At 40.4% G+C, this 25,124-nt stretch carries 20 protein-coding genes; 12 read left to right on the top strand and 8 right to left on the bottom strand.

The genetic code is table 11. The annotated features are described in order from the left end of the window. The first annotated feature begins 255 nt into the window (after positions 1 to 255). The gene (locus ABFY81_RS10140) at positions 256 to 852 is read left to right on the top strand and encodes a glutathione S-transferase family protein (protein WP_347913710.1); all 597 of its coding nucleotides are present in this window, start codon (positions 256 to 258) and stop codon (positions 850 to 852) included. 48 nt (positions 853 to 900) lie between these two features. Here the strand turns inward: ABFY81_RS10140 and ABFY81_RS10145 are convergent, their stop codons facing one another. Then, positions 901 to 1,593, bottom strand: a complete 693-nt coding sequence (locus ABFY81_RS10145; RefSeq protein ID WP_191016175.1) for a TIGR04219 family outer membrane beta-barrel protein — start codon at positions 1,591 to 1,593, stop codon at positions 901 to 903. A gap of 630 nt (positions 1,594 to 2,223) precedes the next feature. Between ABFY81_RS10145 and ABFY81_RS10150 the strand changes: the two genes are divergently transcribed. Then, positions 2,224 to 3,702, top strand: a complete 1,479-nt coding sequence (locus ABFY81_RS10150) for a sodium-dependent transporter (protein WP_004704674.1) — start codon at positions 2,224 to 2,226, stop codon at positions 3,700 to 3,702. Between the two features lie 12 nt (positions 3,703 to 3,714). After that, positions 3,715 to 3,858 (top strand): methionine/alanine import family NSS transporter small subunit, encoded by a 144-nt coding sequence (locus ABFY81_RS10155; protein ID WP_004704675.1) that lies wholly within the window; start codon positions 3,715 to 3,717, stop codon positions 3,856 to 3,858. Positions 3,859 to 3,898: 40 nt separating this feature from the next. Here the strand turns inward: ABFY81_RS10155 and rsmB are convergent, their stop codons facing one another. Both rsmB and fmt read right to left on the bottom strand, forming a co-directional pair. Beyond that, positions 3,899 to 5,203, bottom strand: coding sequence for a 16S rRNA (cytosine(967)-C(5))-methyltransferase RsmB (gene rsmB / locus ABFY81_RS10160; protein ID WP_347913711.1), 1,305 nt, complete (start codon positions 5,201 to 5,203; stop codon positions 3,899 to 3,901). Next, the gene (gene fmt, locus ABFY81_RS10165) at positions 5,200 to 6,162 is read right to left on the bottom strand and encodes a methionyl-tRNA formyltransferase (protein ID WP_086496570.1); all 963 of its coding nucleotides are present in this window, start codon (positions 6,160 to 6,162) and stop codon (positions 5,200 to 5,202) included. Before fmt ends, rsmB begins: the two co-directional genes overlap by 4 nt. Positions 6,163 to 6,510: 348 nt before the next feature. Here fmt and ilvD point away from each other — a divergent pair, with 348 nt between their 5' ends. From ilvD to ABFY81_RS10180, 3 genes are all read left to right on the top strand, one after another. Next, complete coding sequence (gene ilvD / locus ABFY81_RS10170; RefSeq protein ID WP_019458622.1) at positions 6,511 to 8,340, top strand: dihydroxy-acid dehydratase; 1,830 nt, start codon at positions 6,511 to 6,513, stop codon at positions 8,338 to 8,340. Positions 8,341 to 8,653: 313 nt separating this feature from the next. Next, positions 8,654 to 9,943: a hypothetical protein gene (locus ABFY81_RS10175; RefSeq protein WP_347913712.1), complete on the top strand. Its 1,290-nt coding sequence runs from the start codon at positions 8,654 to 8,656 to the stop codon at positions 9,941 to 9,943. A gap of 78 nt (positions 9,944 to 10,021) precedes the next feature. After that, on the top strand, positions 10,022 to 10,753 hold the full coding sequence (locus ABFY81_RS10180; protein ID WP_347913713.1) for a sulfite exporter TauE/SafE family protein: 732 nt from the start codon (positions 10,022 to 10,024) through the stop codon (positions 10,751 to 10,753). A gap of 9 nt (positions 10,754 to 10,762) precedes the next feature. Here ABFY81_RS10180 and ABFY81_RS10185 read toward each other — a convergent pair whose 3' ends face one another. The 4 genes from ABFY81_RS10185 to ABFY81_RS10200 all read right to left on the bottom strand — a co-directional run bounded on the left by ABFY81_RS10185 (position 10,763) and on the right by ABFY81_RS10200 (position 16,804). Next, on the bottom strand, positions 10,763 to 11,653 hold the full coding sequence (locus ABFY81_RS10185; protein WP_240061852.1) for a LysR family transcriptional regulator: 891 nt from the start codon (positions 11,651 to 11,653) through the stop codon (positions 10,763 to 10,765). Between the two features lie 79 nt (positions 11,654 to 11,732). Next, a complete protein-coding gene (locus ABFY81_RS10190; protein WP_004704691.1) occupies positions 11,733 to 13,028 on the bottom strand; it encodes a solute carrier family 23 protein in 1,296 nt (431 codons plus the stop codon). Positions 13,029 to 13,324: 296 nt separating this feature from the next. After that, complete coding sequence (ppc, locus tag ABFY81_RS10195) at positions 13,325 to 16,009, bottom strand: phosphoenolpyruvate carboxylase (protein WP_347913714.1); 2,685 nt, start codon at positions 16,007 to 16,009, stop codon at positions 13,325 to 13,327. A 171-nt stretch (positions 16,010 to 16,180) separates the two neighbouring features. Next, positions 16,181 to 16,804: a TetR/AcrR family transcriptional regulator gene (locus ABFY81_RS10200; protein WP_039254035.1), complete on the bottom strand. Its 624-nt coding sequence runs from the start codon at positions 16,802 to 16,804 to the stop codon at positions 16,181 to 16,183. Between the two features lie 149 nt (positions 16,805 to 16,953). On the opposite strand from ABFY81_RS10200, the gene ABFY81_RS10205 reads away from it, so the two are divergent. The 4 genes from ABFY81_RS10205 (at position 16,954) to dnaJ (ending at position 22,916) form a co-directional block, all read left to right on the top strand. Then, complete coding sequence (locus ABFY81_RS10205) at positions 16,954 to 18,060, top strand: efflux RND transporter periplasmic adaptor subunit (RefSeq protein ID WP_347913715.1); 1,107 nt, start codon at positions 16,954 to 16,956, stop codon at positions 18,058 to 18,060. Next, a complete protein-coding gene (locus tag ABFY81_RS10210; RefSeq protein WP_347913716.1) occupies positions 18,057 to 21,182 on the top strand; it encodes an efflux RND transporter permease subunit in 3,126 nt (1,041 codons plus the stop codon). The genes ABFY81_RS10205 and ABFY81_RS10210 overlap by 4 nt, the downstream gene beginning before the upstream one ends. 139 nt (positions 21,183 to 21,321) lie before the next feature. Then, positions 21,322 to 21,699 (top strand): hypothetical protein, encoded by a 378-nt coding sequence (locus ABFY81_RS10215; protein ID WP_002053984.1) that lies wholly within the window; start codon positions 21,322 to 21,324, stop codon positions 21,697 to 21,699. A 104-nt stretch (positions 21,700 to 21,803) separates the two neighbouring features. Continuing rightward, positions 21,804 to 22,916 (top strand): molecular chaperone DnaJ, encoded by a 1,113-nt coding sequence (dnaJ, locus tag ABFY81_RS10220; RefSeq protein WP_004704700.1) that lies wholly within the window; start codon positions 21,804 to 21,806, stop codon positions 22,914 to 22,916. Positions 22,917 to 23,029: 113 nt separating this feature from the next. Here dnaJ and ABFY81_RS10225 read toward each other — a convergent pair whose 3' ends face one another. Continuing rightward, on the bottom strand, positions 23,030 to 23,386 hold the full coding sequence (locus ABFY81_RS10225) for a hypothetical protein (protein ID WP_347913717.1): 357 nt from the start codon (positions 23,384 to 23,386) through the stop codon (positions 23,030 to 23,032). Positions 23,387 to 23,570: 184 nt separating this feature from the next. Here ABFY81_RS10225 and dapB point away from each other — a divergent pair, with 184 nt between their 5' ends. Beyond that, entirely contained in the window at positions 23,571 to 24,392 is an 822-nt protein-coding gene (gene dapB / locus ABFY81_RS10230) for a 4-hydroxy-tetrahydrodipicolinate reductase (RefSeq protein ID WP_004704703.1), read from the top strand. 51 nt (positions 24,393 to 24,443) lie between these two features. Beyond that, positions 24,444 to 25,097 carry an START domain-containing protein gene (locus tag ABFY81_RS10235; protein WP_004704705.1) on the top strand — a complete coding sequence of 218 codons (654 nt, stop codon included), beginning with the start codon at positions 24,444 to 24,446 and terminating at the stop codon, positions 25,095 to 25,097. The last annotated feature ends 27 nt before the right edge of the window (positions 25,098 to 25,124 follow it).

The following is a 25,124-nucleotide window of genomic DNA, read 5'->3' on the forward strand; positions in this document are numbered from 1 at the left end:
CAGAAGTGAAACCTCTTAGCGCTGATGGTAGTGTGGGGTTACCCATGTGAGAGTAAGTCATCGCCAGCTCATTATTCCAAACACCCCGGTCTCGAAAGAAACCGGGGTGTTTTTTATGGCTAAAATTAAAATAAATATAAAACTCTGAATAAAGTAGACAATAAAAGCAGATATATATTAATTCTAAGAAAGAGTTCTGTTATAAATAATAAGAAAATTAATCTTTTAAGTAAGCACAATAAGGGAAGTGAATCGATGATAATTTATGGTGATGTAGGTTCTGGTAACTGTTATAAAATTAAATTATTACTTTCCTTATTAAAAATTAATCATACATGGGTCCATGTTGATATTTTAAACAATGAAACTCAAACAGATGATTTTTTGTCGTTAAATCCGAATGGAAAAATACCTGTATTAGTGCTGGATGATGGTCGTGTTTTGAGTGAATCCAATGCTATTTTAGGTTATGTGGCTGAAGGAACAAAGTTTATTCCTGCAGATCCTTTTATTAAAGCAAAAATGTACCAATGGATGTTCTTTGAGCAGTATAGCCATGAACCATTTATTGCAGTTGCTCGTTTTATTAATAAATATTTAGGTTTACCAGCAGAAAGAATACAGGAATATCATAATTTACAACCAAAAGGGCATAAAGCGTTATCAATTATGGATAAAGCTTTAGTAGAGTATGATTATCTTGTTGGAAATCAATTAACCATTGCTGATATTGCTTTATATGCATACACACATGTCGCGGGAGAAGGTGGCTTTGATTTAAATTTATACCCAAATATTCGAGCATGGTGTCAAAGAATTCGAGAATATTCAGGTTATGTAGATATGATTTAAATAAAAAAGAACTCATATAGAGTTCTTTTTTATATCTGAAAGTCTGATTTAAAAATGTGCTTCTAAACCTACATAAGGACCTTTAAACTCAAATTTTAAGTCATTATTATCATAATCATCTAAGTCAATATTGAGTACGCGGTAGCCAGCTTTCAAGCCTAAATCAACTGCTAAATTATCGATGAATTTATACTTTACCTCTGCTAATGCATCAGTAATTTTTGCATCATTAAAGTTTGTATAGGTTGCTTCGCCTTTAGCACTTAAACCTGTGAATGGAAGTTTTACTTCGCCTGACAAATAAGCGATAGGATATGTTTTATCAATATCCACACGTTTGCCAGTATAAGCAGTGATATCACCATTTAATACAGTTGCCCCAAGACCAGCATCTACACTCACAATATTATCGAGTAACTCGTAGTAAAGAATAAAATCGCTATGATCTAAATTAATTTTATAGTTAGCTTGGCCTAAGGTTTCTGACTTAGTCTCGGTATCTAGATTTACATAGCGAATTTTTGCATTTGGAATAAATGGAATCGGGTGCTCAAAAGCTAATGATAGTTGAGCACTACCTTTTCGATCTAAATCTTGGTCATCTGGTAATTGTGAAGACATGTTTGCTTTACCATCGTAAAACCAGTAACTCACGTCTCCTTTAACCCCTATAAAATCCGCTTGAGCAAATCCACTAAGACTCATCCCGAGTGCTAGAAAAGACATTTTTAATATCTTCATCATCATATCCTAAGTAAAAGAAATCTTTGAGGGCATGATATAGATATCTGGGTAGTTATGCATTGATGAAAAATAGTGTATAAAAAGCTAATAAAGTTTTAATTTTTTAAAATATTATATGTTTTTGATTTTTATATAAAAATATGTATTTTGTTGTGGAAATTATTTTATAGAACTTAGTATAAATTTTGTGAAAACAGAAAATGATGTTTTGCTCATTATTATGAGAAAAATTAGTTGATATATCCACTTTGTGAAATCTAAAAGAATTTAAATGGTAGAAAATATCATTGTATATAGCAGCACAATAATATGCCTTAAAATACTAATATCAGTTAAAAAATGATCAGACTAGATCAAAATTTCTAAAAAAACGTAAAATTTCAGATGGAAATTACAGTAAAAAGAAATAAAAACAGGTATTGTTCAGCTATATAGGGGCAAAAAATGGACAAAAATCTTTAAGGAAGAATTTTCTATTTTTGCTTGTTTGTTTAGGGAAGAAAAATACTCAAAAGGTTCATTTTATTTTCTACAAACACAAAAGTATTTTTTGGTTCTTTTTTTGCATGCGGAATAACAATCAACAATAGCAGTAAAAATAAGTAATCTCTTAACATTAGGTGTTCTATGACAGATTCTCGTGAAAACTGGACGTCACGATCTGGTTTTATTATTGCAGCCGTTGGTTCGGCTGTAGGCTTAGGTAATATTTGGCGCTTTCCATACGTTGCATATGAAAATGGTGGTGGTGCGTTTCTTATTCCTTACTTACTTGCACTCATTACTGCTGGTTTACCGTTACTATTTTTAGATTATGCGGTAGGTCATCGTAGTACAGGTTCACCTCCTAAAGCCTATAGAGCTTTGTTTAAGGGCGGAGAAACTTTAGGATGGTGGCAGGTTTGTGTTTGTATCATCATCGGCTTGTACTACGCAAGTGTACTGACCTGGGCTGGCAGTTATATTTATTTCTCTATTGGTCAAATGTGGGGAAGTGACCCAGAAGGCTTCTTCTTCAATACTTACTTACAGACCTCAAAAGCAACAGGCTTTGATTTGCAGTTTGTAAGTCATCTATTTTGGCCAATTGTAGGAATTTGGGCGCTGACTTTAATCATTTTATATGGTGGAGTGAAAAAAGGTGTTGAATTATCGAATAAGATTTTCATGCCTTTATTATTTGTTTTGTTTACCATTTTAGTGATTCAATCATTGCGTTTACCTGGTGCGGCACAAGGTTTAAATGCATTCTTTACCCCAAACTGGTCTGCTATGATGGACTATAAAGTTTGGTTAGCTGCTTACGGTCATACCTTCTTTTCACTTTCTGTTGGTTTCGGGATCATGGTGACCTATGCATCCTATTTAAAACCAAAAACCAATTTAACAGGTTCTGGTCTTATTGTTGGTTTTGCCAATGCATCGACAGAGATTTTAGCGGGTATTGGTATTTTTGCTGCGCTTGGTTTTATGGCGCATGCGGCAGGTACTGAAGTTAAAGATGTTGTGAGTGGTGGTATTGGACTCGCATTTATTGCATTTCCTAAAATTATTTCAAGTTTAGGTTCTGGTGCTGACCTATTTGGTCTTTTGTTCTTCTCTTCATTATTTGTAGCTGGTATTTCTTCAATGGTTAGTATTTTAGAAGTACCTATTGCAGCGATGCAAGATAAGTTAAAGTGGGGGCGTAAGAAAGCTGTAACCATTATTGGTGGTGGTAGTGCGCTTGTATCAATTATTTTATTCTCAAGTGTAAATGCAATTAAGCTTGTTGATATTGTTGACCACTTTATTAATAACATTGGGATTATTGGTGGTGCATTGATCTCAATTATTAGTGTAGCTTGGTTTAAACGTTCAGCACTTAAAGAGCTTCGTGACCATGTAAACCGAATTTCAACCATTCAATTGGGTAAAGGTTGGGACTTCACTTTAACAGTCATTACTTCTTTAATCTTATTAACAACACTTTCTATGACTGTTTTTAATTTGATCAAAAATGGCTATGATACTTATAGTATGAGCTTACAAGGTATATTCGGCTGGGGCAGTGTAATTTTCTGTGCAGTCGTTGCTATCGTGCTAAGCAAAATGAAAGATCGCTAGGAGGATAAAGGAATGAATACTTCGGCAATCGTGATGATGATTATTTCAATGGTGTTTGTGTGGGGTGGGCTGGCTTTATCCATCTTACATTTATCTAAGCATCCTGAAGAGTTAGATGAAGTTTTAGAAGAAGTAAAAGACCAGCACACACTTTGATATTGGTCTGGAAAAAAAGCAGGCTTTTAAGCCTGCTTTTTTATGCGATTTTTTGGATTTTACAATAATAAAATCCATCACCAGATTGAGCTTGTGGCAACAATTGTTTGCCATGAGTTTGTTCAATTCCCCAAGCTGCTTCGATTTTCACTTCTTTTGCATCAGTATGCTCTGCAAAGAAGTCTATCATCTGTTGTTCATTTTCAGCTTTTAAAATTGAACAAGTGATGTAGAGCAATGTGCCGCCAACTTTAAGTTGTTGCCACATGTGTTCCAAAATCTGCTTTTGTAGCTCAATGGTTTGCGCTATATCGGTAGATTGACGCAATAGGCGTATGTCAGGATGACGTCGAATGACACCTGTAGCAGAACAAGGTGCATCAAGCACGATACAATCTACTAGTTCAGCTGGAGTCCACTCGGTTGCATCGGCAGCCAGAATTTCAGTATGGCTTTGATCTAATGCCAGTCGGTTTAAGTTTTCAGTCACGCGGACTAAACGACTCGCGTCCTGATCAATCGCGATTAACTGTGCTGGTTTAAATTTTTCTAGTAAGTGAGCTGTTTTACCACCCGGAGCAGCACAAGCATCAATCACTGTTTTATTGTTTAAATCAGGCAATAGAGTTGCACATAGCTGTGCATGTTCATCTTGTACAGAAAACCACCCCTCTTCAAAACCAGGTAACTGAGTGATTTGTACAGATTGCTCAAGAACAATACCTGCCTCAGACAGAGCACAAGCACGTGCTTGAGTATCTAGACTTTGTAGTTTTGCTAAATAAGCATCTCGACCAATGTGTCGCTGGTTCACTCGTAAAGTTAAAGGTGCTACTTGTTTTAATGATTGGCAGAGCGCTTCGGTTTGTTCACCCCAATCTTTTTTTAGTCGCTTAAAGAGCCAACTTGGTAAGCCATGTGCTTGCTGTAAACCTTGCTGAAAATCATGAGTTTCACGAGTAGCTCGGCGTAAAATAGCATTTACAATGCCACTGAGTGCAGGGAATCCAAGTTGTTTGGTCGCATCTACTGTTTCCGAAATGGCAGCATGTGCTGCAATACGTGTACATAAAACTTGATAAAGACCAACGTATAGGCAGGTTTCTACTATCTCATTATTTAAAGGCTTACTGAGTAGAGGTAAGCTAATTGATTTAAGGGCAAACCATTGACGCAATGTACCTAAAACAAGCTCATGAAACAAAGCACGATCACGCTCTGCAACTTGATTGAGCTGTGTATTTAAAATACTAGCAAGTGATTGCCCTTGCTGAACTTTTAGTAACGTTTGGACGACTTGAGCACGTAGGTTAAAACGTGAAGAATTTGAAGTAACCTGACTCATGGCAGAATCTGTCCTACGTGAAGTTTTTGAGTTTGTGCAATTTGCTGAGCATTTAATGCTTTACCACCCGGCCATTGCACACTCGTCAAACAAACAAATGTATTTTCACCGCAAGCAACATGCACGCCTTGTTTATCAATTGCAATAATTTCACCAGCTTGGGCATCTGCTTTGCTTTGACTAGAAACTGTTGAGTTCCAGATACGCAGTGCATTGTTTTCATCAAGCTGAACAAAAGCGACTGGCCAAGGGTTAAATGCACGGATATTTCGGTCAATTTGAACAGCATCTATTGACCAATCAATACGAGCTTCTGATTTTACGAGTTTATGAGCATAGACCGTTAAGCTTTCGTCTTGAACTTCGCGTTCTGCCAAATATTTTTGTAGTGTTTCTTCTGACTCAAGTACCGCACAAATTGCTGTTGCACCTTGATCTGCAAGTTTGTCATGTAAAGTCGCAGAAGTATCTTCGACAGTGATTGGGCAATAGGTTTTATACATCATATCGCCTGTATCTAAACCAGCAGCCATTTGCATGATGGTGATACCAGTTTCGTCGTCACCTGTTGCAATCGCGCGTTGAATGGGCGCTGCTCCACGCCAGCGTGGTAATAATGAACCGTGAATATTTAAGCAACCATATTTAGGTGTATCGAGCACAGCTTGTGGAAGAATTAAACCATAGGCTGCAACCACCATCACATCAGCGCCTAAAGCAGCAAGTTCTTGTTGAGCAGCCAAGCCTTCTTCAGTTGAAGCTTTGAAGTGGAGTGGTTGATAAACAGGAATATTGTGTTCAAGTGCAAGCTGTTTTACAGGAGATGGCGTTAGTTTTTGTCCACGACCCGATTTACGATCTGGCTGAGTATAAACCGCGATAATTTCATGGGAAGTTTTTAATAAAGCCGCCAATGCTGTTGCAGCAAATTCGGGGGTGCCAGCAAAAATAATTTTCACAAATGCAATCCAAAAAGAGTTTATGGGTAGTATACGTGAAAAACGTTTGAAGCCCTAAACTCATAGCGATCGAGCGTTTTAGTTTTTTAATAGTGAACAAAAAATTATTGAAAAAATTTTATTGATAAAAAAAGGTTATGAAAAAATAAAAAATTATTCATGTAAGTTTTGCTAAATATTGACTGAGTATTATCGTTATTGGCTTTCCCTATATTATTTGCTTCTATAGAATGGAGAATGATCAAATTATGATGATGAGTCAATATTCCGACTGATCTAACGCTATATCAGTATCATTCAGCCAGAGTGGAAGAAATTCCGCTCAAGCACAACTTGTTGGAAACACAAATGCCTGACTATCGTTCAAAAACATCGACACACGGAAGAAATATGGCTGGCGCACGTGGCTTATGGCGTGCAACAGGAATGAAAGATGAAGATTTCGGCAAACCGATTATTGCGGTGGTCAATTCATTTACTCAATTTGTTCCGGGCCATGTCCATCTAAAAGATCTAGGGCAGCTTGTCGCAGCAGAAATTCAGGCAGCAGGTGGTGTTGCTAAAGAGTTCAATACAATTGCAGTGGACGACGGTATCGCAATGGGGCATGACGGCATGCTTTATTCATTACCATCACGTGATTTGATTGCAGACTCGGTTGAATACATGGTGAATGCACACTGTGCAGATGCCATGGTGTGTATTTCTAACTGTGACAAAATTACACCGGGAATGTTGATGGCTGCGATGCGCCTGAATATTCCAGTAGTTTTTGTGTCTGGCGGACCAATGGAAGCGGGCAAGGTTAAATTCCGCGGTAATGAAAAAGCGATTGACCTTGTAGATGCCATGGTTGTTGCGGCTGATGAAAGTTATACAGATGAGGAAGTTGCAGAATTTGAACGTTCAGCATGTCCAACCTGTGGTTCATGTTCAGGTATGTTCACTGCAAACTCAATGAACTGTTTAACCGAAGCTTTAGGCTTATCTTTACCGGGTAATGGTTCGATTGTTGCGACGCATGCAAACCGTAAAAAATTATTCTTAAAAGCAGGTCAGCTTATTGTTGAATTGGCTAAGCGCTATTACGAACAAGAAGATGCAAGTATTTTGCCTCGTTCAATTGCAACTAAGGCTGCATTTAAAAATGCGATGACCCTTGATATTGCAATGGGTGGTTCAACGAATACAGTTCTACATTTATTGGCTGCGGCAAGTGAAGCTGAAGTTGATTTTACCATGGATGACATCGACGAATTATCACGTCGAGTTCCTGTACTTTCAAAAGTAGCACCTGCAAAACAAGATGTTCATATGGAAGATGTTCACCGTGCGGGTGGCATTATGGCGATCTTAGGTGAGCTTGATCGTGCGAATTTACTTGATGTATCTGTGCCGACTGTACATGAGAAAACTTTAAAAGATGCATTAGATAAGTGGGACATTATTCGTACTGAAGATGCAGATGTTTATGAGTTCTATCGTTCATCTCCGGGTGGCGTACCAACTCAAGTTGCTTTCTCTCAAAATCGCTACTATTCAACTTTAGATGGCGACCGTGAAAAAGGCGTGATTCGTAATGCAGAGCATGCATTTTCTAAAGATGGTGGTTTAGCAGTTCTATACGGCAACATCGCGCTTGATGGTTGTATCGTGAAAACTGCGGGTGTAGATGAATCGATCCTTAAATTTACGGGTACAGCACGCGTATTTGAAAGCCAAGATGCCGCTGTAGATGCAATTTTGGGTCATGAAATTAAAGCTGGTGACGTTGTTGTGATTCGTTATGAAGGTCCACGTGGTGGTCCGGGTATGCAAGAAATGCTTTACCCAACCAGCTATCTTAAATCGAAAGGTTTAGGAAAAGACTGTGCATTGGTGACAGATGGTCGTTTCTCTGGTGGTTCATCAGGTCTTTCAATTGGACACGTTTCGCCGGAAGCTGCGGAAGGTGGTGCAATTGGTTTAGTTGAAGATGGCGATACCATTGAAATTGATATTCCGAACCGTACGATTCACTTGAATGTTGATGATGCGACTATGGCGCACCGTCGTACAGTTCAGGAAGCGAAAGGCTGGCATCCGAAAGAAGAACGTAAACGTAAAGTATCAAAAGCGTTAAAAGTTTATGCAATGCATACAACAAGTGCTGCAAAAGGAGCTGTACGCGTTCTATAAAATGTTCAATTTTAATAATTGAATAGGAAACATGCACCCATTAACACGATGAATTGCTATCATGTTATGGGTGCATTTTTTATGTCTGGTAAAAAAAATCCGCTTGTAGAAAAAGGTGTTTTCAGATCATTCTATGGGTTTGCCATAAAATGGTGATAAAATCTTCACCTACGCAGAAACTCGCGAAATAACATGACATATTTTCTGCGCGAACTTAGGTAGTCATTTTTCTATCTCGACTACTGTTTAACCTTGCACTATGATCAAATAACTTTTGATCTCGCTTAGGATTTATTTTTTAGAGGCACTACTCATGTCACTGCTACGCCGTTGGTTTGACCCTATCCGATCGAGCTGGTTTTACCAAAAACCTTCTCGTCAAGCGGTGTTACCCACGGAAAATGGTTTAAGTATTTATTTACGACTTGATGATGTGTATAGCTATCTGGCTGTTCAGCAATTGTCTCAGCTAGATGAAATTTTAAGTGATGAGCTTAAACCTTTAAAAATTATTATTTCTCATACAGCTTCTGAACCTCCAAACAGCATGACGCATGAGGAGTGGCAGAATTATTGTTTAAATGATGCCAAGATTTTAGCAAATCAGCATCGATTTGCTTTTGATGAGTTCCCAGAAATCCCAAGCCAAGAAGCTTTAAAACAAGCCACTGTCATACTAAAAAGAACTCCATTACAAGGTCAGAACTTCTTCCATTTACTTGAAGATATCTTTCACATGCTTTGGCAACAGCAATATGGAAAGTTACGTACTTTACATGCCATGGCGGTGAAGCATCAGATGCCACAGCACTTCCCAGAACGTATTTTTACAGATGAGCCTGTACAGGCAGCGTACTTTGAATTTGGTGGACGTAAATATCACGCAGTGGATGATTTATTACGTCTAACCCGTCGTTTAAAACAACAAAAGTTACTGACAGGTATTCCGATTTTTTTAATTAATCATATCGAATGGCGTGAACATTTGATTAATGATGCTGAAGCACTCAATGAAATTCAGGCTCTTCACCCTGAGCTTGATGTATTTATTGCTTTAGAAGATCCGATGAGCTGGTTACTTCTTGCGTATATTAAAGAAGAACTCGCAGACTATTATGATATTCAGTTAAAAGTCTATCCGCTCAGTTACCAAGGTCGAGACTGGTTTGACTGGAGTTTGGCAACCCGTGTTTCTAAACGTACTGAAGTGGCTTTTACTCCTTTTTGCCGCCCTACAGAAGAAAGTACGCTTGAGATGGCAAAGCTTTTTTATAGTGTGCCGGAAAGTCAGCAACTCGATGCAATTTTTACTATTTTGCAGGCAGTTTGGACGAAAGGAAAAGACCTATCTTTCCAGAGGCATTTTCAAGAGTTGCAGCAGCAACTCGGCATTGAGCAGTTAACTGAACAAGATGTCCCTTCTCTCTTGGAGCAAAATGATGCACTTTGCAAAGACAAGCATCAGCCTGATCTGCCGGTTTTAGAGCTACGTATTGATGGTCACAGCTATGTGTTTAATAGCTTGTACCGAGTTTGGATGATTGAAAGTATTTTTAGTAATGTTTTAGAAGAAAAATACAAGACGGCCTCAACTTCTAATTGAGGCCTACTCCTAAAAACAAGAATAGGGCAAAGCCTGTTTTTTCCGTAGCATAACCATGTAGGGAATCGGAGATAAACAGTGACTTTTTTAGCAATTATTATGATGGTGTTTGTCTTTGCTGGCATGATCAAAGGCATGATTGGCCTAGGTTTGCCCGCAGTATCAATGGGTTTACTCACCATCGCAATGAGCCCTTTTCAGGCTGCATCTCTTTTAATTGTTCCTTCAATGGTCACTAATGTCTGGCAGCTTTTTGCAGAGGGGCATGTTTGGACTTTTATTCGCCGTTTCTGGACTTTGCTCGTAGGTATTGTGGTCGGTTCAATATGGAGCTTTTTACCGACTTTAAGTCAAAGCCATGGGCATAGTAGTGAGATTTTATTAGGAAGTATGTTGGCCTTATATGGCCTTTATGGATTGTGTGTCAAAAAGCTTCCAAACTTAGCGAAATATGAGCGCTGGTTATCGCCGATTATTGGATATATTGGTGGGGCAGTCACCGTGGCCACAGGCGTCATTATTATTCCTATCGTGCCATATTTGCAGTCTTTACATTTAAAACGTGACGAGCTGGTTCAGGCTTTGGGACTAACGTTTACGGTTTCTACCATTTGCCTTGCAGTCTTTTTACACCATAACCCGATGTCTGGAGTAACACTGGACTATCGTTTATCTTTTGCTGCGTTGTTGGCTGCACTCATTGGAATGTGGATCGGTAAAAAAATCCGTTATCGACTCAATGAGCAGTTATTTCGCCGTATCTTTTTTATAGGGTTGGTGTCGTTAGGACTTTATATGATATTGCACTAAACCAACTTTCTAAGGGCGATGCTCTAATAGAAAATCTGCAAATTGCTTATAACTGCTAGGCAGCTGGCTGAAATTTTGCGTTGCCAAAAGTAGTTTTCGGTTTGCCCATGCGCCGAGTAATTGGATGGAGTGGAAATCATAGTCCGATTGGAGGCGATGCGCCGCACGGGCGGGCATAATCGCAATACCCACGCCTTTGGCAACGACTTCAGCAATTGCGCTAAAGTTAGGTAAGCGCAAACGGTACTGTATGTTAAAGCCTAATAATTTCGCTTGAGTTTCAATGGACTGTTGCAAAGAGTGGTGGGCTTTAAGGCCAATAAAACCATAGCTTAAAGCCTCTACCAAATTTAGCTTTTGATATTGAGCTAACTCATGTGTAGCAGGACAAATCAAAACTAGAGGATCACTCGCAAATTCTTTCGTTTGCAAATGTTGGGTATCAAAAAAGCTTGAGACTAAGCCAAGGCTCGCAATTCCTTGGGTTAATGCATCTACAATTTCTGAGCTTTCTGCTTCGTGCAAATCGATATTCATTTCAGGATGAAGCACTAAATATTGCGGTAATAATGGAGGCAAATATTCGCTTTGAGCAGAAGAGTTACACCAAAGCGTTAATGACTCTATTGTAGAAGACTTAAAGCGCTGCATTTCTTGTTCGAGTTGATCTTTTTGTGCTAAAAGCTGACGAGCATGTTCTACAAAAGCATGTCCAGCTGTGGTGAGCTCTACACCTGTAGTTTGGCGAATAAATAAAGGTGTTTCAAAATACTGTTCGAGTTTTTTAATACGCTCACTCGCCGCCTGAAGTGAAATAGCAGAGCGATCAGCACCTTTGGTGAGGCTACCAGTCGAGACAATATGAAGAACGAGCTGTAAATCAAAAAAATCAAAACGCATGATAGGAACGTATTGAAGCGCAAAAATTTATCATACTAAATCGGAATGAAAAAAGGCAGCTTACGCTGCCTTTCTAAACTTAAGTTTTATCTTTTAAACTAAACAGCCAATTTAGAATAATTGCCGCAAATGTTGCGGTACCAATACCGCCTAAATTGAAATTACCGAACAATAATTCAAAGTTACCGGCACCTAAAATAATCGTGACTGAAGCAACAATCAGGTTTTTATTGTTAGAAAAATCAACTTTGTTTTCAATCCAGATTTTTGCACCGGCAATGGTAATTAAACCAAATACGACAATAGATGCACCTGTCAAAACTGCGCTTGGAATGGTACTAATCACCGCGCCAAATTTTGGAGATAGACCTAAGAAAATGGCGAAGACGCCTGCAATCACAAATACAATAGTTGAGTACACACGAGTGACTGCCATTACACCAATATTTTCACCGTAAGTGGTCATCCCCGGCGCGCCGACACTACCAGAAAGCGTTGTTGCCAAACCATCTGCAACAAATGCTTTGCCTAATTGTGGTGTTAGGTTTTCGCCAGTCATTGCACCAACAGCTTTAATATGGCCTAAGTTCTCTGCTACTAAAATAAGCGCAACTGGCGCAATAATTAGCATAGCTTTAGTATCAAAAGTAGGATGTGAAAAGCTTGGAATACCGAACCATGCAGCCTGTGAGATCTGGCTAAAATCGATTGGTTTACCTAGACCTAAACCATTGGTCGTGACGGCATAAATTGCATACGCCAAAATTAAACCGACCAACAGAAGTAGACGTTGTAATAAACCACGTGTAAAGACTGCAATACTGCCCATACAAAGCACAGTAATTAATGCCATCCACATTTCAAATGGTTGGCCTGCAACGCCTTTAATGGTAACAGGTGCAAGGTTTAGACCAATAATCATCACAATTGCGCCAGTCACTACAGGCGGCATGAGTTTTTCAATCCAGCGTGTACCCGTAAGCATTACGATGAAACCGATGAGTGCGTAAAAGATACCGCACGCTACGATTCCACCTAACGCCATAGATAAGTTTGGATTGGCACCCGAACCTGTAATGTGCCCAGTCGCTGCTGCAACCACACCAATAAAGGCAAAACTTGATCCTAAGTAACTTGGAACACGACCACCTGTAATTAAGAAAAACAGGATGGTACAGATACCGGACATTAAAATAGCAAGGTTAGGATTAAAACCCATGAGTAGCGGCGCTAAAACAGTAGCTCCAAACATGGCAAATGCATGTTGGATACCTAAAACGGCACTTTGAACTGGTGGGAGATATTCATTGGTAGAGACCGGTCGATGGTCAACATCACCTTGGTAAGGCTGCCATTTTGGAAACCAGTTGGACATAAAATAAGCTCATTATTCTTTAATTGGTGCAATGATACTCTTTCTTTGGAAAGCATTTAATCTCTAGAGAGAAGTATATGGGAGAAAAGTAATTATTTTTTAACGATTGGTATAATATTAATAATTCTAAATATAAGGAATTAGTTATTTTTTTATAATAAAGCTTAATTTTATGATTTTAAAAAAAATTTAAAAAAATAAAAAATCGGGGAAAATTTATGAAAAATGAGGAACTTTGCAAGTAAAAAGCAGCACATCGGTGATGTGCTGCTTTGTCAAACGATTGGTAAAAAAGCTTAGCCCGTATTGCGTAAACCAGCAGCAATACCCGCAATACTGACCATCAGTGCATGGTCAACAGGCGTATGTTCTGCCTGACGCTCCGCTAGGTAATCGCGGCGGCGTTTCATGAGTTCAGCCTGTAAAAGATGCAAAGGAAGTAAGTATGGTTTACGAACCTGCATAGATTGATCAAGAACCTCGTTGTTGCTCAGAAGCTTTGATTCATCTTTCAATTTAAGTAATGTTTCAACAGCATCTTTTAGTCGCTGACGCAACTGGTTGCCGAGTACTTTTAAATCTTCATCTTCGGTTAAATGAGATTCGTAGTAGAGTGCAATGTTGGCATCGGCTTTAGACAATACCATTTCCAACATATCAATGAGCGTTTGGAAATAAGGCCATTGCTGAAGCATTTCATCAAGCGTTGCTTTTTGCTGATCGGCAATTACTTCATTAATTGCTGCGCCAGTACCTAACCATGCAGGCAACATCAAACGGATTTGAGTCCATGCAAATACCCATGGGATGGCACGTAAAGACTCGATGCCGCCACTCACTTTACGTTTTGCTGGACGCGAGCCTAGAGGCAACATTTGTAACTCAAGCTCAGGCGTGACAGTACGTAAGTACTTCACAAAATGTGGGTTTTCACGCACTGTTTGACGATAAACTTTCACAGAATGATCTGTCATGCGGTTCATGAGTTCACGCCATTCTGTTTTAGGCTCTGGTGGTGGCAATAATGTCGCTTCAAGTGTTGCTGCGGTATATATTTCAAGGTTTTGCATTGCAATACCTTCTAGACCGAATTTGAAGCGGATCATTTCACCTTGTTCTGTTACACGAATTGCGCCAGAGATTGAACCTGGTGGCTGTGAGAACAGTGCCTGTTGGGTTGGGGCACCACCACGGCTAATTGAGCCACCACGACCGTGGAATAGGGTCAACTGTACGCCGTGTGTACGAGCAATAGCAGTCAGTTCTTCTTGAGCACGATATTGCGCCCAGTTAGCAGACATAAAGCCAGCATCTTTTGCAGAATCGGAGTAACCGATCATCACTTCGTGTTTACCCTGAATGTGCTGCTTATACCAATGCATATTGAACAGCGTATTCATGGTAGTTGCAGCGCCATCTAAATCTTTTAGAGTTTCAAACAGAGGAACTACACGTAGAGGGTGCTGAATACCTGCTTCTTTTTGCAATAACAATACCGCCAAAACATCACTTGGATATTCAGCCATCGAAATAATATAAGCGCCTAACGACTCAGGCGGTTGGTCAGCCAAAGTACGCATAGTTGCAAATACTTCTTGGACATCTGGGTGGCCAATTAAACTACCTTCTGGCTCATTAATATATTTCGGTAGAAGTGGACGTTTGCTTTGGAGTTCCTGAATCAGGAAGTTTTGGCGGGCCTGTTCAGTCCATGACTCAAAATTACCTAAACCTAAATATTCGGTAATGGCTGAAATGGCTTGGCGATGACGACCTGATTCTTGGCGAATATCAAGTTTAAGTAATTCAATACCAAAACAGTTCACACGATAGATAAAGTCGAGAAGTTGACCATTCGCAATTTCTGGAAGATTACTGTCAATTAAAGAGCGATAGCACAGCAATAATGGTTGTAACAGCTCATCTTTGCTTTTAATGACATTGCTGTCATCTGCTTCTAAACCTTGTAGACGATGCGCTAACCAGTGACGAGTTGCTTTTAAGCGTTCGCGTGTAGCACGTAAATACTCACGATAAGGTTCTGCATGTTGGCTACCAATCGCTTGAATCATTTCTTCGGAACACGTCTGAATTGAAAGTTCCCAACGTAAGTTTTCAATATCTCTCAGGTAAAGGTCAGCAGCTTGCCAGCGTGATAACCACAGCACTTCTTGGGTAATTTGATGAGTAACGTTCGGGTTACCATCACGGTCTCCACCCATCCAAGAAGCAAAGCGCACAGGCGCAATATTGAGTGGTAAGTTTTGTTGGCAATTGTCTTGAACTAACTCATTTAATTCACGAATGAATTTAGGTACGGCATTCCAAAGCGTTTGCTCAATGGTTGCAAAGCCCCATTTTGCCTCATCGACAGGAGTCGGGCGGTGCTGACGAATTTCATCTGTTTGCCAAGCCGAACTAATTTGCTGTTTTAAGTTTGCAAGTGCGTTTTGGCGTTCACGTGGAGTAAGCTTTTGCTGATCAAGCTGTGAAAGACAAGCGTTGATATCGTCATATTTTTGAATGAGGGTACGACGGCTGACTTCGGTTGGGTGCGCCGTAAGTACCAGTTCAATATTTAAATCACAAATTTGCTGAAATAGTTTTTCTGTCGAAATACTTTTATCTTTAAATTTTTGAAATAAGTGAACAAGTGGATTTGGAGAATTAGCCTCCGAATCAAATTCTGCCTGTCTGCGGCTACGCACGACATGGTATTGCTCGGCAATATTGGCAAAATTGAGGAAGTGAGAAAAAGCGCGGGTGAGAGGTAATAGCTCTTCATCGGGCAGTTCTAAAAATAATTGTTCTAATTGCTTTTCGGCTTCAGCTTGACCATCACGTGCACCTTTGGCAAGCGCACGGATTTGCTCGATCTGATTAAACAGTTCCTGTCCTGCATGTTGTTTTAGGGTTTCACCTAACAAATTGCCAAGTAAGCGGACATCCTCACGCAGTGGCGCATCGATTTGCTGAACCATGCTATTTTTCTCCTGTTCTTATTCTTATCGAATATAGCGCGATTAACAAACATTCCAAGCTTTGAGCGTAAGAAAATGTGAATTTTTGCTTAAAAAATAACATTTAATTCGCTTATAGCGACTTAAAAGATGACATGCACTCAGTGCAACTTTTGGCAATCGGACTTTGGTTTAATTCCGATATTTAAGCAGGAATAAATGAATTGCATCTTGAATAATCTGGTCTAACTCTTGCGCATTCGGTACAGCAATAATCCTAAGTAGAACTTTATGGTGACGTACACCAAGCAACAACGTTAAAAGAAGCTCTGTTTGATAAACGGGATCATCGGCTTGAATAAAACCTAGCTCAGCTGCTTTTTGGAAGAACGCGGCTAACAGATTTTGAAGTCGAGTATGGGATGCCGTGAAAAATTGTTCAGCTAAAGGGCTCTGTTCTGCTGCGAGTTCAAATAACACATGTTCAAGCTTTAATGCTTCAGGTGAATAAATAATCTGCAAGGCACGCGAACACACCATATACAGTGTTTGATAAAAATCTGCCGATGCATCTAATTCAAATGGTTTAGTGCCTAGAGTCTCTTCGCAAGTTTCTGTAATCGCGCAGATAAATAGGTTTGCTTTGTCTTGAAAGTGGTTATAAACCGTGAGTTTAGTAACTCCGGCTTCCTGTGCAATCTGGTTCATGCTGGTCCCGTGATAACCAGATTTTAAAAAAATAGCTTTAGCGGCTTGTAAGATACGAGCACGCTTTTCCAGATCTTTAGGACGACCACTCTGATTAACTGTTTGCACAAAACCCTCTAATAAAAGTTTAAAAAAATAGATATTTATAAGTTTTTCTTTAATTAATGTACCCATGGGTATATTAATTAAAAAACAAACAAACTATGATGCAAGCATATTGTGCCTTAAAAAATCAGTTTGAATAAGAGCGATAAGATATGAATCTGTTAAAACCTCTCATCATGAGTATGGTGATTGTTTGCACGGTCACATTAATGGGGTGTAGTAAAGAGGCTCCCAAAACAGAAGAAATACCCTATGTGATGGTGACGCAGCCTTCGACCACACTAAACGAATTAAAAAGCTATGCAGGAGATGTACAGGCTCGACAACAAACTGCCTTGGCATTTCGGGTGGGTGGACAAGTTACGGCTCGCTATGTCGATGTCGGCGACCGAGTTAAAGTTGGACAAGTATTAGCAAAGCTCGATGTAGCAGATGCTCAGCTACAATTAAATGCTGCCAAAGCTCAATTACAAAATGCACAGGCAGCAGAGAAAACAGCATCAGATGAACTTAAACGTTTTCAACAATTATTACCTGTCAATGCAGTAAGCCGTTCACAATTTGATACGGTCAAGAATCAGTACGACGCGGCTCAAGCAGCGTTACAACAAGCCCGCTCTAACTATGAAGTTTCTGCAAACCAAACTGGTTATAACCAACTCATTTCTAATAAAAACGGGGTGATTACAGCGCGTAATATTGAGATTGGACAAGTCGTTTCAGCAGGTCAAGCAGCTTATCAATTGGCGATTGATGGTGAGCGTGAAGTGGTCATTGGTGTACCTGAACAAGCAGTTGCCGAGATTAAAGTTGGTCAAGTGGCTTGGATTACTTTGTGGTCTAAACCGAATGAAAAATTTGCCGGATATGTACGCGAAGTTTCTCCTGCGGCTGATCAGTCTCGTACCTTTACTGTGAAAGTTGCACTCAAAGAAGGCCAATCTGCTATTCAGCTTGGACAAAGTGCACGTGTATTTTTTAGCTCGACTCAAACTAATGTCATGAGTGTTCCACTTTCGAGTGTTTCAGCTACAGATAATCAAGCTTATGTATGGGTAGTCAATGCCAACCAAACTTTACGTAAAGTACCTGTAACAGTTGGCGCATATGGCAGAGATAGTGTGCCCGTGTTAACTGGTTTAACACCAAATGATTGGGTTGTGATTGGTGGGGTTCATTTGCTACGCGATAAGCAGAAGATTCATCCGATTGACCGTGAAAACCGTGCGGTGAAAATTCAGGGGGCAACGAAGCCATGAAATTCAATCTCTCGGAATGGGCACTGAATAATAAAGGTATTGTCCTTTATTTCATGCTGTTGCTTGGCATTATCGGTGCAATCTCTTATTCAAAACTATCACAAAGTGAAGATCCGCCTTTTACCTTTAAAGTGATGGTCGTCAAAACCTACTGGCCTGGAGCGACTGCCAAAGAAGTTTCAACGTTGGTAACTGACCGGATTGAAAAGGAGCTGATGACGACAGGGCAGTATGAAAAGATTATGGCCTACTCCCGCCCGGGTGAGTCTATGGTTACTTTCTTTGCCAAGGATTCATTGAAGTCGGCACAGATTCCTGATGTTTGGTACAACGTTCGTAAAAAGGTCAATGACATTCGCACTGAACTCCCAAGCGGTGTACAAGGCCCTTTTTTCAATGATGAGTTCGGTGATACTTTCGGTAATATTTATGTACTGACAGGCAAGGACTTTGACTATGCACTTTTGAAAGAATATGCCGATCGTTTGCAATTACAGCTGCAACGCGTCAAGGACGTTAGCAAAGTCGAATTGGTTGGCTTACAAGACCAAAAAATCTGGATTGAGATTTCAAACACTAAAGCCGTTCAGCTCGGTATTCCTCTTTCTGCAATTCAAGAAGCCTTACAAAAGCAAAATAGTATGGCAAGCGCTGGTTTCTTTGAAACCGGTACGGATCGTATTCAAATTCGTGTAAGTGGACATTTACAGAGCGTTGATGAAATTAAGAAAACGCCTTTATTGGTAGGCAACAAAACCATTCAACTTGGTGATGTCGCTGACGTTTACCGCGGTTTTAGTCAACCAGCTCAACCTCGTATGCGTTTCATGGGTGAAAATGGTATTGGCCTTGCTGTATCGATGCGTAAGGGTGGTGACATTATTGCCTTGGGTAAAAATCTGGAAACGGAATTTGCCCAGCTGCAAAAGACTTTGCCTTTAGGTATGAAATTACAGAAGGTGTCTGACCAACCGGTAGCTGTGCAACGCAGTATTCATGAGTTTGTGAAAGTACTTGCTGAAGCAGTCATTATTGTTTTGTTAGTGAGCTTTTTCTCTTTAGGTTTCCGTACAGGTTTAGTGGTCGCTTTTTCCATTCCTTTGGTTTTAGCAATGACTTTTGCCGGCATGAATATATTCGATGTCGGACTACATAAGATTTCTCTGGGTGCTCTGATTTTAGCTTTAGGCTTACTGGTCGATGACGCGATTATTGCGGTCGAGATGATGGCAATTAAGATGGAGCAGGGTTATAGCCGAATTAAGGCCGCCGGATTTGCGTGGAAAACCACAGCATTTCCAATGCTGACAGGGACACTCATTACGGCAGCGGGCTTTTTACCTATTGCTACGGCACAGTCTAGTACAGGTGAATACACGCGTTCGATCTTTCAGGTAGTGACCATTGCCTTATTGGTGTCTTGGGTTGCCGCAGTTTTATTTGTACCTTATTTGGGTGAAAAACTACTGCCTGATTTTACTAAGACAGGACATCAAGCACCTTGGTATGTTCGTTTATGGGCAAGATTAACGAAAAAACCGCAACCACAAACGATCGAGATTTCACAGGACCATCATTATGATCCTTATCAATCTAGTTTCTATTTACGTTTTAGGAAAATGGTCGAGTTTTGCGTGACCTATCGTAAAACTGTAATTGCAACGACAGTCGGGATATTCGTGCTCTCTGTGCTGATGTTTAAAATGGTTCCTCAGCAATTTTTCCCACCTTCAAACCGTACCGAGATTTTAGTCGATTTAAAACTTGAAGAAGGGGCTTCATTAACCGCTACAGAACACGCGGTGAAAAAGGTTGAACAGTTTTTGTCTAAACAAAAAGGTATTGATAACTATGTGGCTTATGTCGGCACAGGTTCACCGCGTTTTTATTTACCGTTAGACCAGCAATTGCCACAAGCGAGCTTTGCACAATTTGTGGTTTTAGCGACCTCACTTGATGATCGTGATGAAATTCGTCGCTCTTTAGAAACCCAAATTAAACAGCTGCTTCCACAAGTCCGTACTCGAGTGTCATTACTAGAAAATGGCCCGCCTGTGGGTTATCCATTGCAGTATCGCGTGTCAGGTGAAGATCTCAATTTGGTACGTAAAGAGGCGCAGCAGGTTGCGAAGGTCATTAGTGAAAACCCAAATACCACCAATGTGCATTTGGACTGGGGTGAGCCAAGTAAGATTATTGCAATTCAGATTGATCAAGACCGTGCTCGACAAATGGGTGTTTCTAGTGTGGATTTGGCGAACTTCCTGAACGCTTCAATTACAGGCAGTGCAATTGAACAGTATCGTGAAAAGCGTGAACTCATTGAAATCCGTTTGCGTGGAGATCAAGCTGAGCGTGTTGAAGTCGCTTCACTGGCAAGTTTAGCAGTCCCAACAGCCAATGGAACGACAGTACCGTTAGCCCAGATTGCGAAAATTGAATATAAGTTTGAGGATGGCCTGATTTGGCATCGTAACCGCTTACCAACGATTACTGTGCGTGCAGATATTCGTACCAAATTGCAGCCAGCGACTGTTGTTGGTGAGTTAGCCGAATCAATGGACAAGTTACGCGCTGAGCTACCAAGTGGTTATCTGATTGAAGTGGGTGGAACTGTCGAAGAGTCGGCACGTGGGCAAAGTTCAGTTAATGCCGGTATGCCTCTGTTTTTAGCGGTTGTGATGACATTACTGATGATTCAGCTTAAGAGTCTGTCTCGGGCAACAATTGTGTTCTTGACTGCGCCATTAGGTTTAATCGGTGTTGTTCTGTTCTTACTTCTGTTTAATAAACCATTTGGTTTTGTGGCCATGCTAGGAACGATTGCCTTGTCCGGTATGATTATGCGTAACTCGCTCATTTTGATTGATCAGATTGAACAAGATAGGCAAGCAGGGCATCCAACATGGGAAGCGATTATTGATGCAACAGTACGTCGTTTCCGTCCAATTATTCTGACAGCTTTAGCAGCTGTGTTAGCGATGATTCCACTTTCGCGGAGTATTTTCTTCGGTCCAATGGCTGTTGCAATTATGGGCGGACTGATTGTAGCGACCATGCTGACATTATTTTTCCTACCTGCATTGTATGCTGCGTGGTTTAAGGTGAAAAAAACCGCATAAAATACATAATTTTTTTGTGAATAAAGGTGCGAAATATTGAAAACTCCAATATAGTAGCACCTGTCTTTACACAAAAAATACAGGATTACTTCGCTGCATAAAAAATAGGCATAGTGCAGCGAATTGAGGTGAAATACAGATGGGGCAAGACCATATCGAACAGCATCGCCGTTATATTGTAATTTCTTATGCGTTCATGTTTCTTGCATTGTTTACGGTTATTTTCGCGGCCTTTGCTTATCTGGTCGCTCGTAAAGTAGCTGTTGTGGATGATGCTGAAGTTTGGATTCATGCCCATGCGCTCTGGATTATGCGCAATGGTATTCTATTCCTCTTCATGTCAGTTTTTGCTGTTGTTTGGTTTATTCCTCTCTTCTTTTTTGCATGGAACAGCAATCTTTGGGTAACGGCATCAACAGTTGCTGGTGTTGTTTTTAGCGCTATTGCTTGGTTATTTTTATTAAATGCATGGTTAAAAGGCTTGTCTAAATATTTAAAAAATAAGGCAGTTTTTTAATATATCTATTTTTTAAACATTTTCCCCTTGTAAATTCGGCTAAAGCCCCCCATTTAGTCGGCAATAGAGTATTGATAAAATTTCCGTGAGGAGCACCGCCAAACATGGCTAAACGTGATTATTATGAGGTTTTAGGCGTTTCAAAAACCGCAAGTGATGATGAGATCAAAAAAGCCTATCGTAAATTGGCGATGAAATATCATCCTGACAGAAACCCTGACAATGCCGAAGCAGAAGAAAAGTTTAAAGAAGCTTCTGAAGCTTATGAGATTTTATCCGACAGCGAAAAGCGCAGCATGTATGACCGTATGGGACATAATGCATTTGAAGGCGGCTTTGGTGGCGCTGGTGGGGGCTTTGGCGGTTTCAGTGCAGAAGATATTTTCAGCCAGTTCGGTGATATCTTTGGTGGAGCGTTTGGCGGCGGCGGACGTCAGCAACGCCAACGTCGCGGTTCAGACTTACGCTATGTCATGGAACTTACCCTTGAGGAAGCTGTAAAAGGGGTTAAGAAAACAATTACCTTTACTGCTCCGGCACCATGTGATGTGTGTGATGGTAAAGGCTCTCAAAATCCAAAAGATGTAGAAACCTGTAAAACTTGTCATGGTTCAGGACAAGTACGTATGCAGCAAGGTTTCTTCTCTGTACAACAAACTTGTGGCACATGTCGTGGCCAAGGCAAAATTATTAAAAACCCATGCCATGCATGTCATGGTTCAGGCGTAGCTGATCGCCAGCAAACATTAGAAGTTACTATTCCTGCCGGTGTAGATAATGGCGACCGCGTTCGTTTAAGTGGTAAAGGCGAGGCTATCCGTGATGGTCAAGCGGGTGACTTATACGTTGAAGTGGTTGTTCGTGAACACGAAATTTTCCAACGTGATGGCGCTGATTTATATATGGACGTACCAGTAAGCATTGCGGATGCTGCACTTGGTAAAGAAATTGAAATCCCGACTTTAGAAGGTCGCGTTAGCTTGAAGATTCCTGAGGGAACTCAAACAGGTAAATTATTCCGTTTACGTGGTAAGGGTGTTCGTCCTGTACGTAGCAGCATGGTGGGTGATTTGCTTTGCCGTATCGTCATAGAAACACCAGTCAACTTAACGTCTCGTCAACGTGAATTACTCAAAGAATTACAAGCATCTTTCGATGGCGAGGACAGTGCTTCTTCACCAAAGAAAAAATCATTCTTTGATCGTTTATTCGATTAATGCTTGATTAGATCGTAAATTAAAAAGAAGGCGGATATTCAAAAATATCCGCCTTTTTATTGCGCTGATTCATCTTATTATTTTTATTCTGCTTAAAAGAAAATTACGTCTGCTTACTCTGTAGGGTGAGCAACATCGATGTCGTCAACACTTACAATAAGTTCGTTTGATGCAACTGGAGCTACTACAGCAGCTTGAGTTACTGGTTTTACAGCTACTTTTATTGTTTCTACATCGGCAGTTTTTTCTTCAATGATTGGGTCAATATCTTCAACTTTAACTTCAGCAGTAGTATTGCTTGCTATGCTTGTTTGAGCTGTAGATATCGCCGCTTTCGCATTTACATTCGTGATAATGCGTGCTTTAGATAAGCTTTCTAGTGTGTCCCCTGGTTGGATTGCAGGCTCTGCAAATGCCATTGAACTCATCATCCCCATAACGGCTATTAAGCCCATAATTTTCGAATGCATGCTGAACTCCTTATAGTCATCTTTTTTTCATTCGTGGCTCGGTAGTGTGCAGATCAATTCTTTAACTTTTGTGAAAACTGATTAAATTTCGGTTCATCTTAAAAAATATTTTTTACTTTTTATTGTGAGCAAAGAGTTTTGATATAGTAAGCCAATTACGTAAAACACAAGATTGGGAAGGATTATGTCAGCAGCTCCACGCATTGGTATTTTGGGCGCAGGTGGCCGTATGGGTCGCACACTTATTCAGGCAGTTCAACAAGCAGGTTATCAATTGGCTGCAGCAGTAGAACGTCCAGAGAGTAGTTTGGTCGGCACTGATGCTGGTGAACTTGCAGGAATTGGCTCAGTGGGGGTAAAGGTTTCAGGAAGTTTGACAGAAGTTCTTAAAGACTGTGATGTCATCATTGATTTTACTGCACCGGTTGCAACTGCTCAGCATTTAAAGCTATGCCGTGAAGCTGGGGTAGCCATGGTGATTGGAACAACAGGTATGTCCGATGAACAAAAAGCTGAGCTTGATGAAACGGCAACACATACACCTGTAGTATATGCGGCGAACTACTCTGTTGGCGTAAATGTATCAATCAAGTTACTTGAGCTTGCAGCTAAAGTATTTGGCGATACAGTAGATATTGAAGTGATTGAGGCTCACCACCGTCATAAAGTAGATGCACCATCTGGTACAGCGTTAATGATGGGTGAAGCGATTGCTGATACTTTAGGCCGTAACTTAAAAGAAGTTGCTGTTTATGGTCGTGAAGGGCATACAGGGCCACGTGACCGCCAAACCATTGGTTTTGAAACCATCCGTGGTGGCGATATTGTAGGTGAACACACTGTTATGTTTATTGGTGAGGGCGAGCGTGTTGAAGTCACTCATAAAGCCACGAATCGTATGAACTTTGCTGCTGGTGCAGTACGAGCTGCTGCTTGGGTTGTAGGTCGTGAAGCGCGTAAATATGACATGAAAGATGTTTTAGGGTTGAACGACGTACAGGTGTAAGCCATCTGTACATGTCCTACATGTGGCGAGAAAAACAAGATAGAGCAGAACATGAATAAAAAACAAATTGCTTTGACCACTCTTCTTTGCTTAAGCAGCCTCTATGCAGGGGCTGCCTCTACAGACAAGGCGAAACTCAGCCTTGACCGTAACCATATTAAAGTGTGGACCTATCAGAAGGCTGATAACCCCGTCTTTCAGTACAAAGCTGAAACAACATTTGATGTACCCATTGAGCGTGCGGTGGCGGTGATTTTAGATGTAAATCGCGCAGCGCAGTGGGTGCCTTATATGGGTAAAGTTGAAATGCTTTCTCAGGATGAGAAGAAGGGCGAATTTACATTATATATGGTGTTGGATTTTCCTTTTCCGCTAAAAGACCGCGATGTTGTGGTGAAAGGGAAAATGAGTAAAGCCGCTAATGGCACTATTACGATTAAGAACACAGCGATTAATAGTAATTATCCGATTCAGCCCGATGTGGTTCGTTTAACTCGTTATGAAGGTGAATGGACATTCCAGAAACTAGCGAATAACAAAGTTAAAGTAACCACGAGTGGTTATGCTGACCCAGCAGGTTCAATTCCTTTAAGCTTTGTAAATATGTTTGTTCAGCAGCAACCATATCAGATGCTGCTTAAAATGAAGCGGGAAGTAATGAACCCGATTTATGAGCAACCTAAATTGCCCGATATTTTAAAATAATAAGCAATAAAAAAGCGCCTGAGATGA

Origin of the sequence: Acinetobacter sp. WA-87 (genome assembly GCF_039938935.1) — a bacterium.
Classification (GTDB): domain Bacteria; phylum Pseudomonadota; class Gammaproteobacteria; order Pseudomonadales; family Moraxellaceae; genus Acinetobacter; species Acinetobacter seifertii.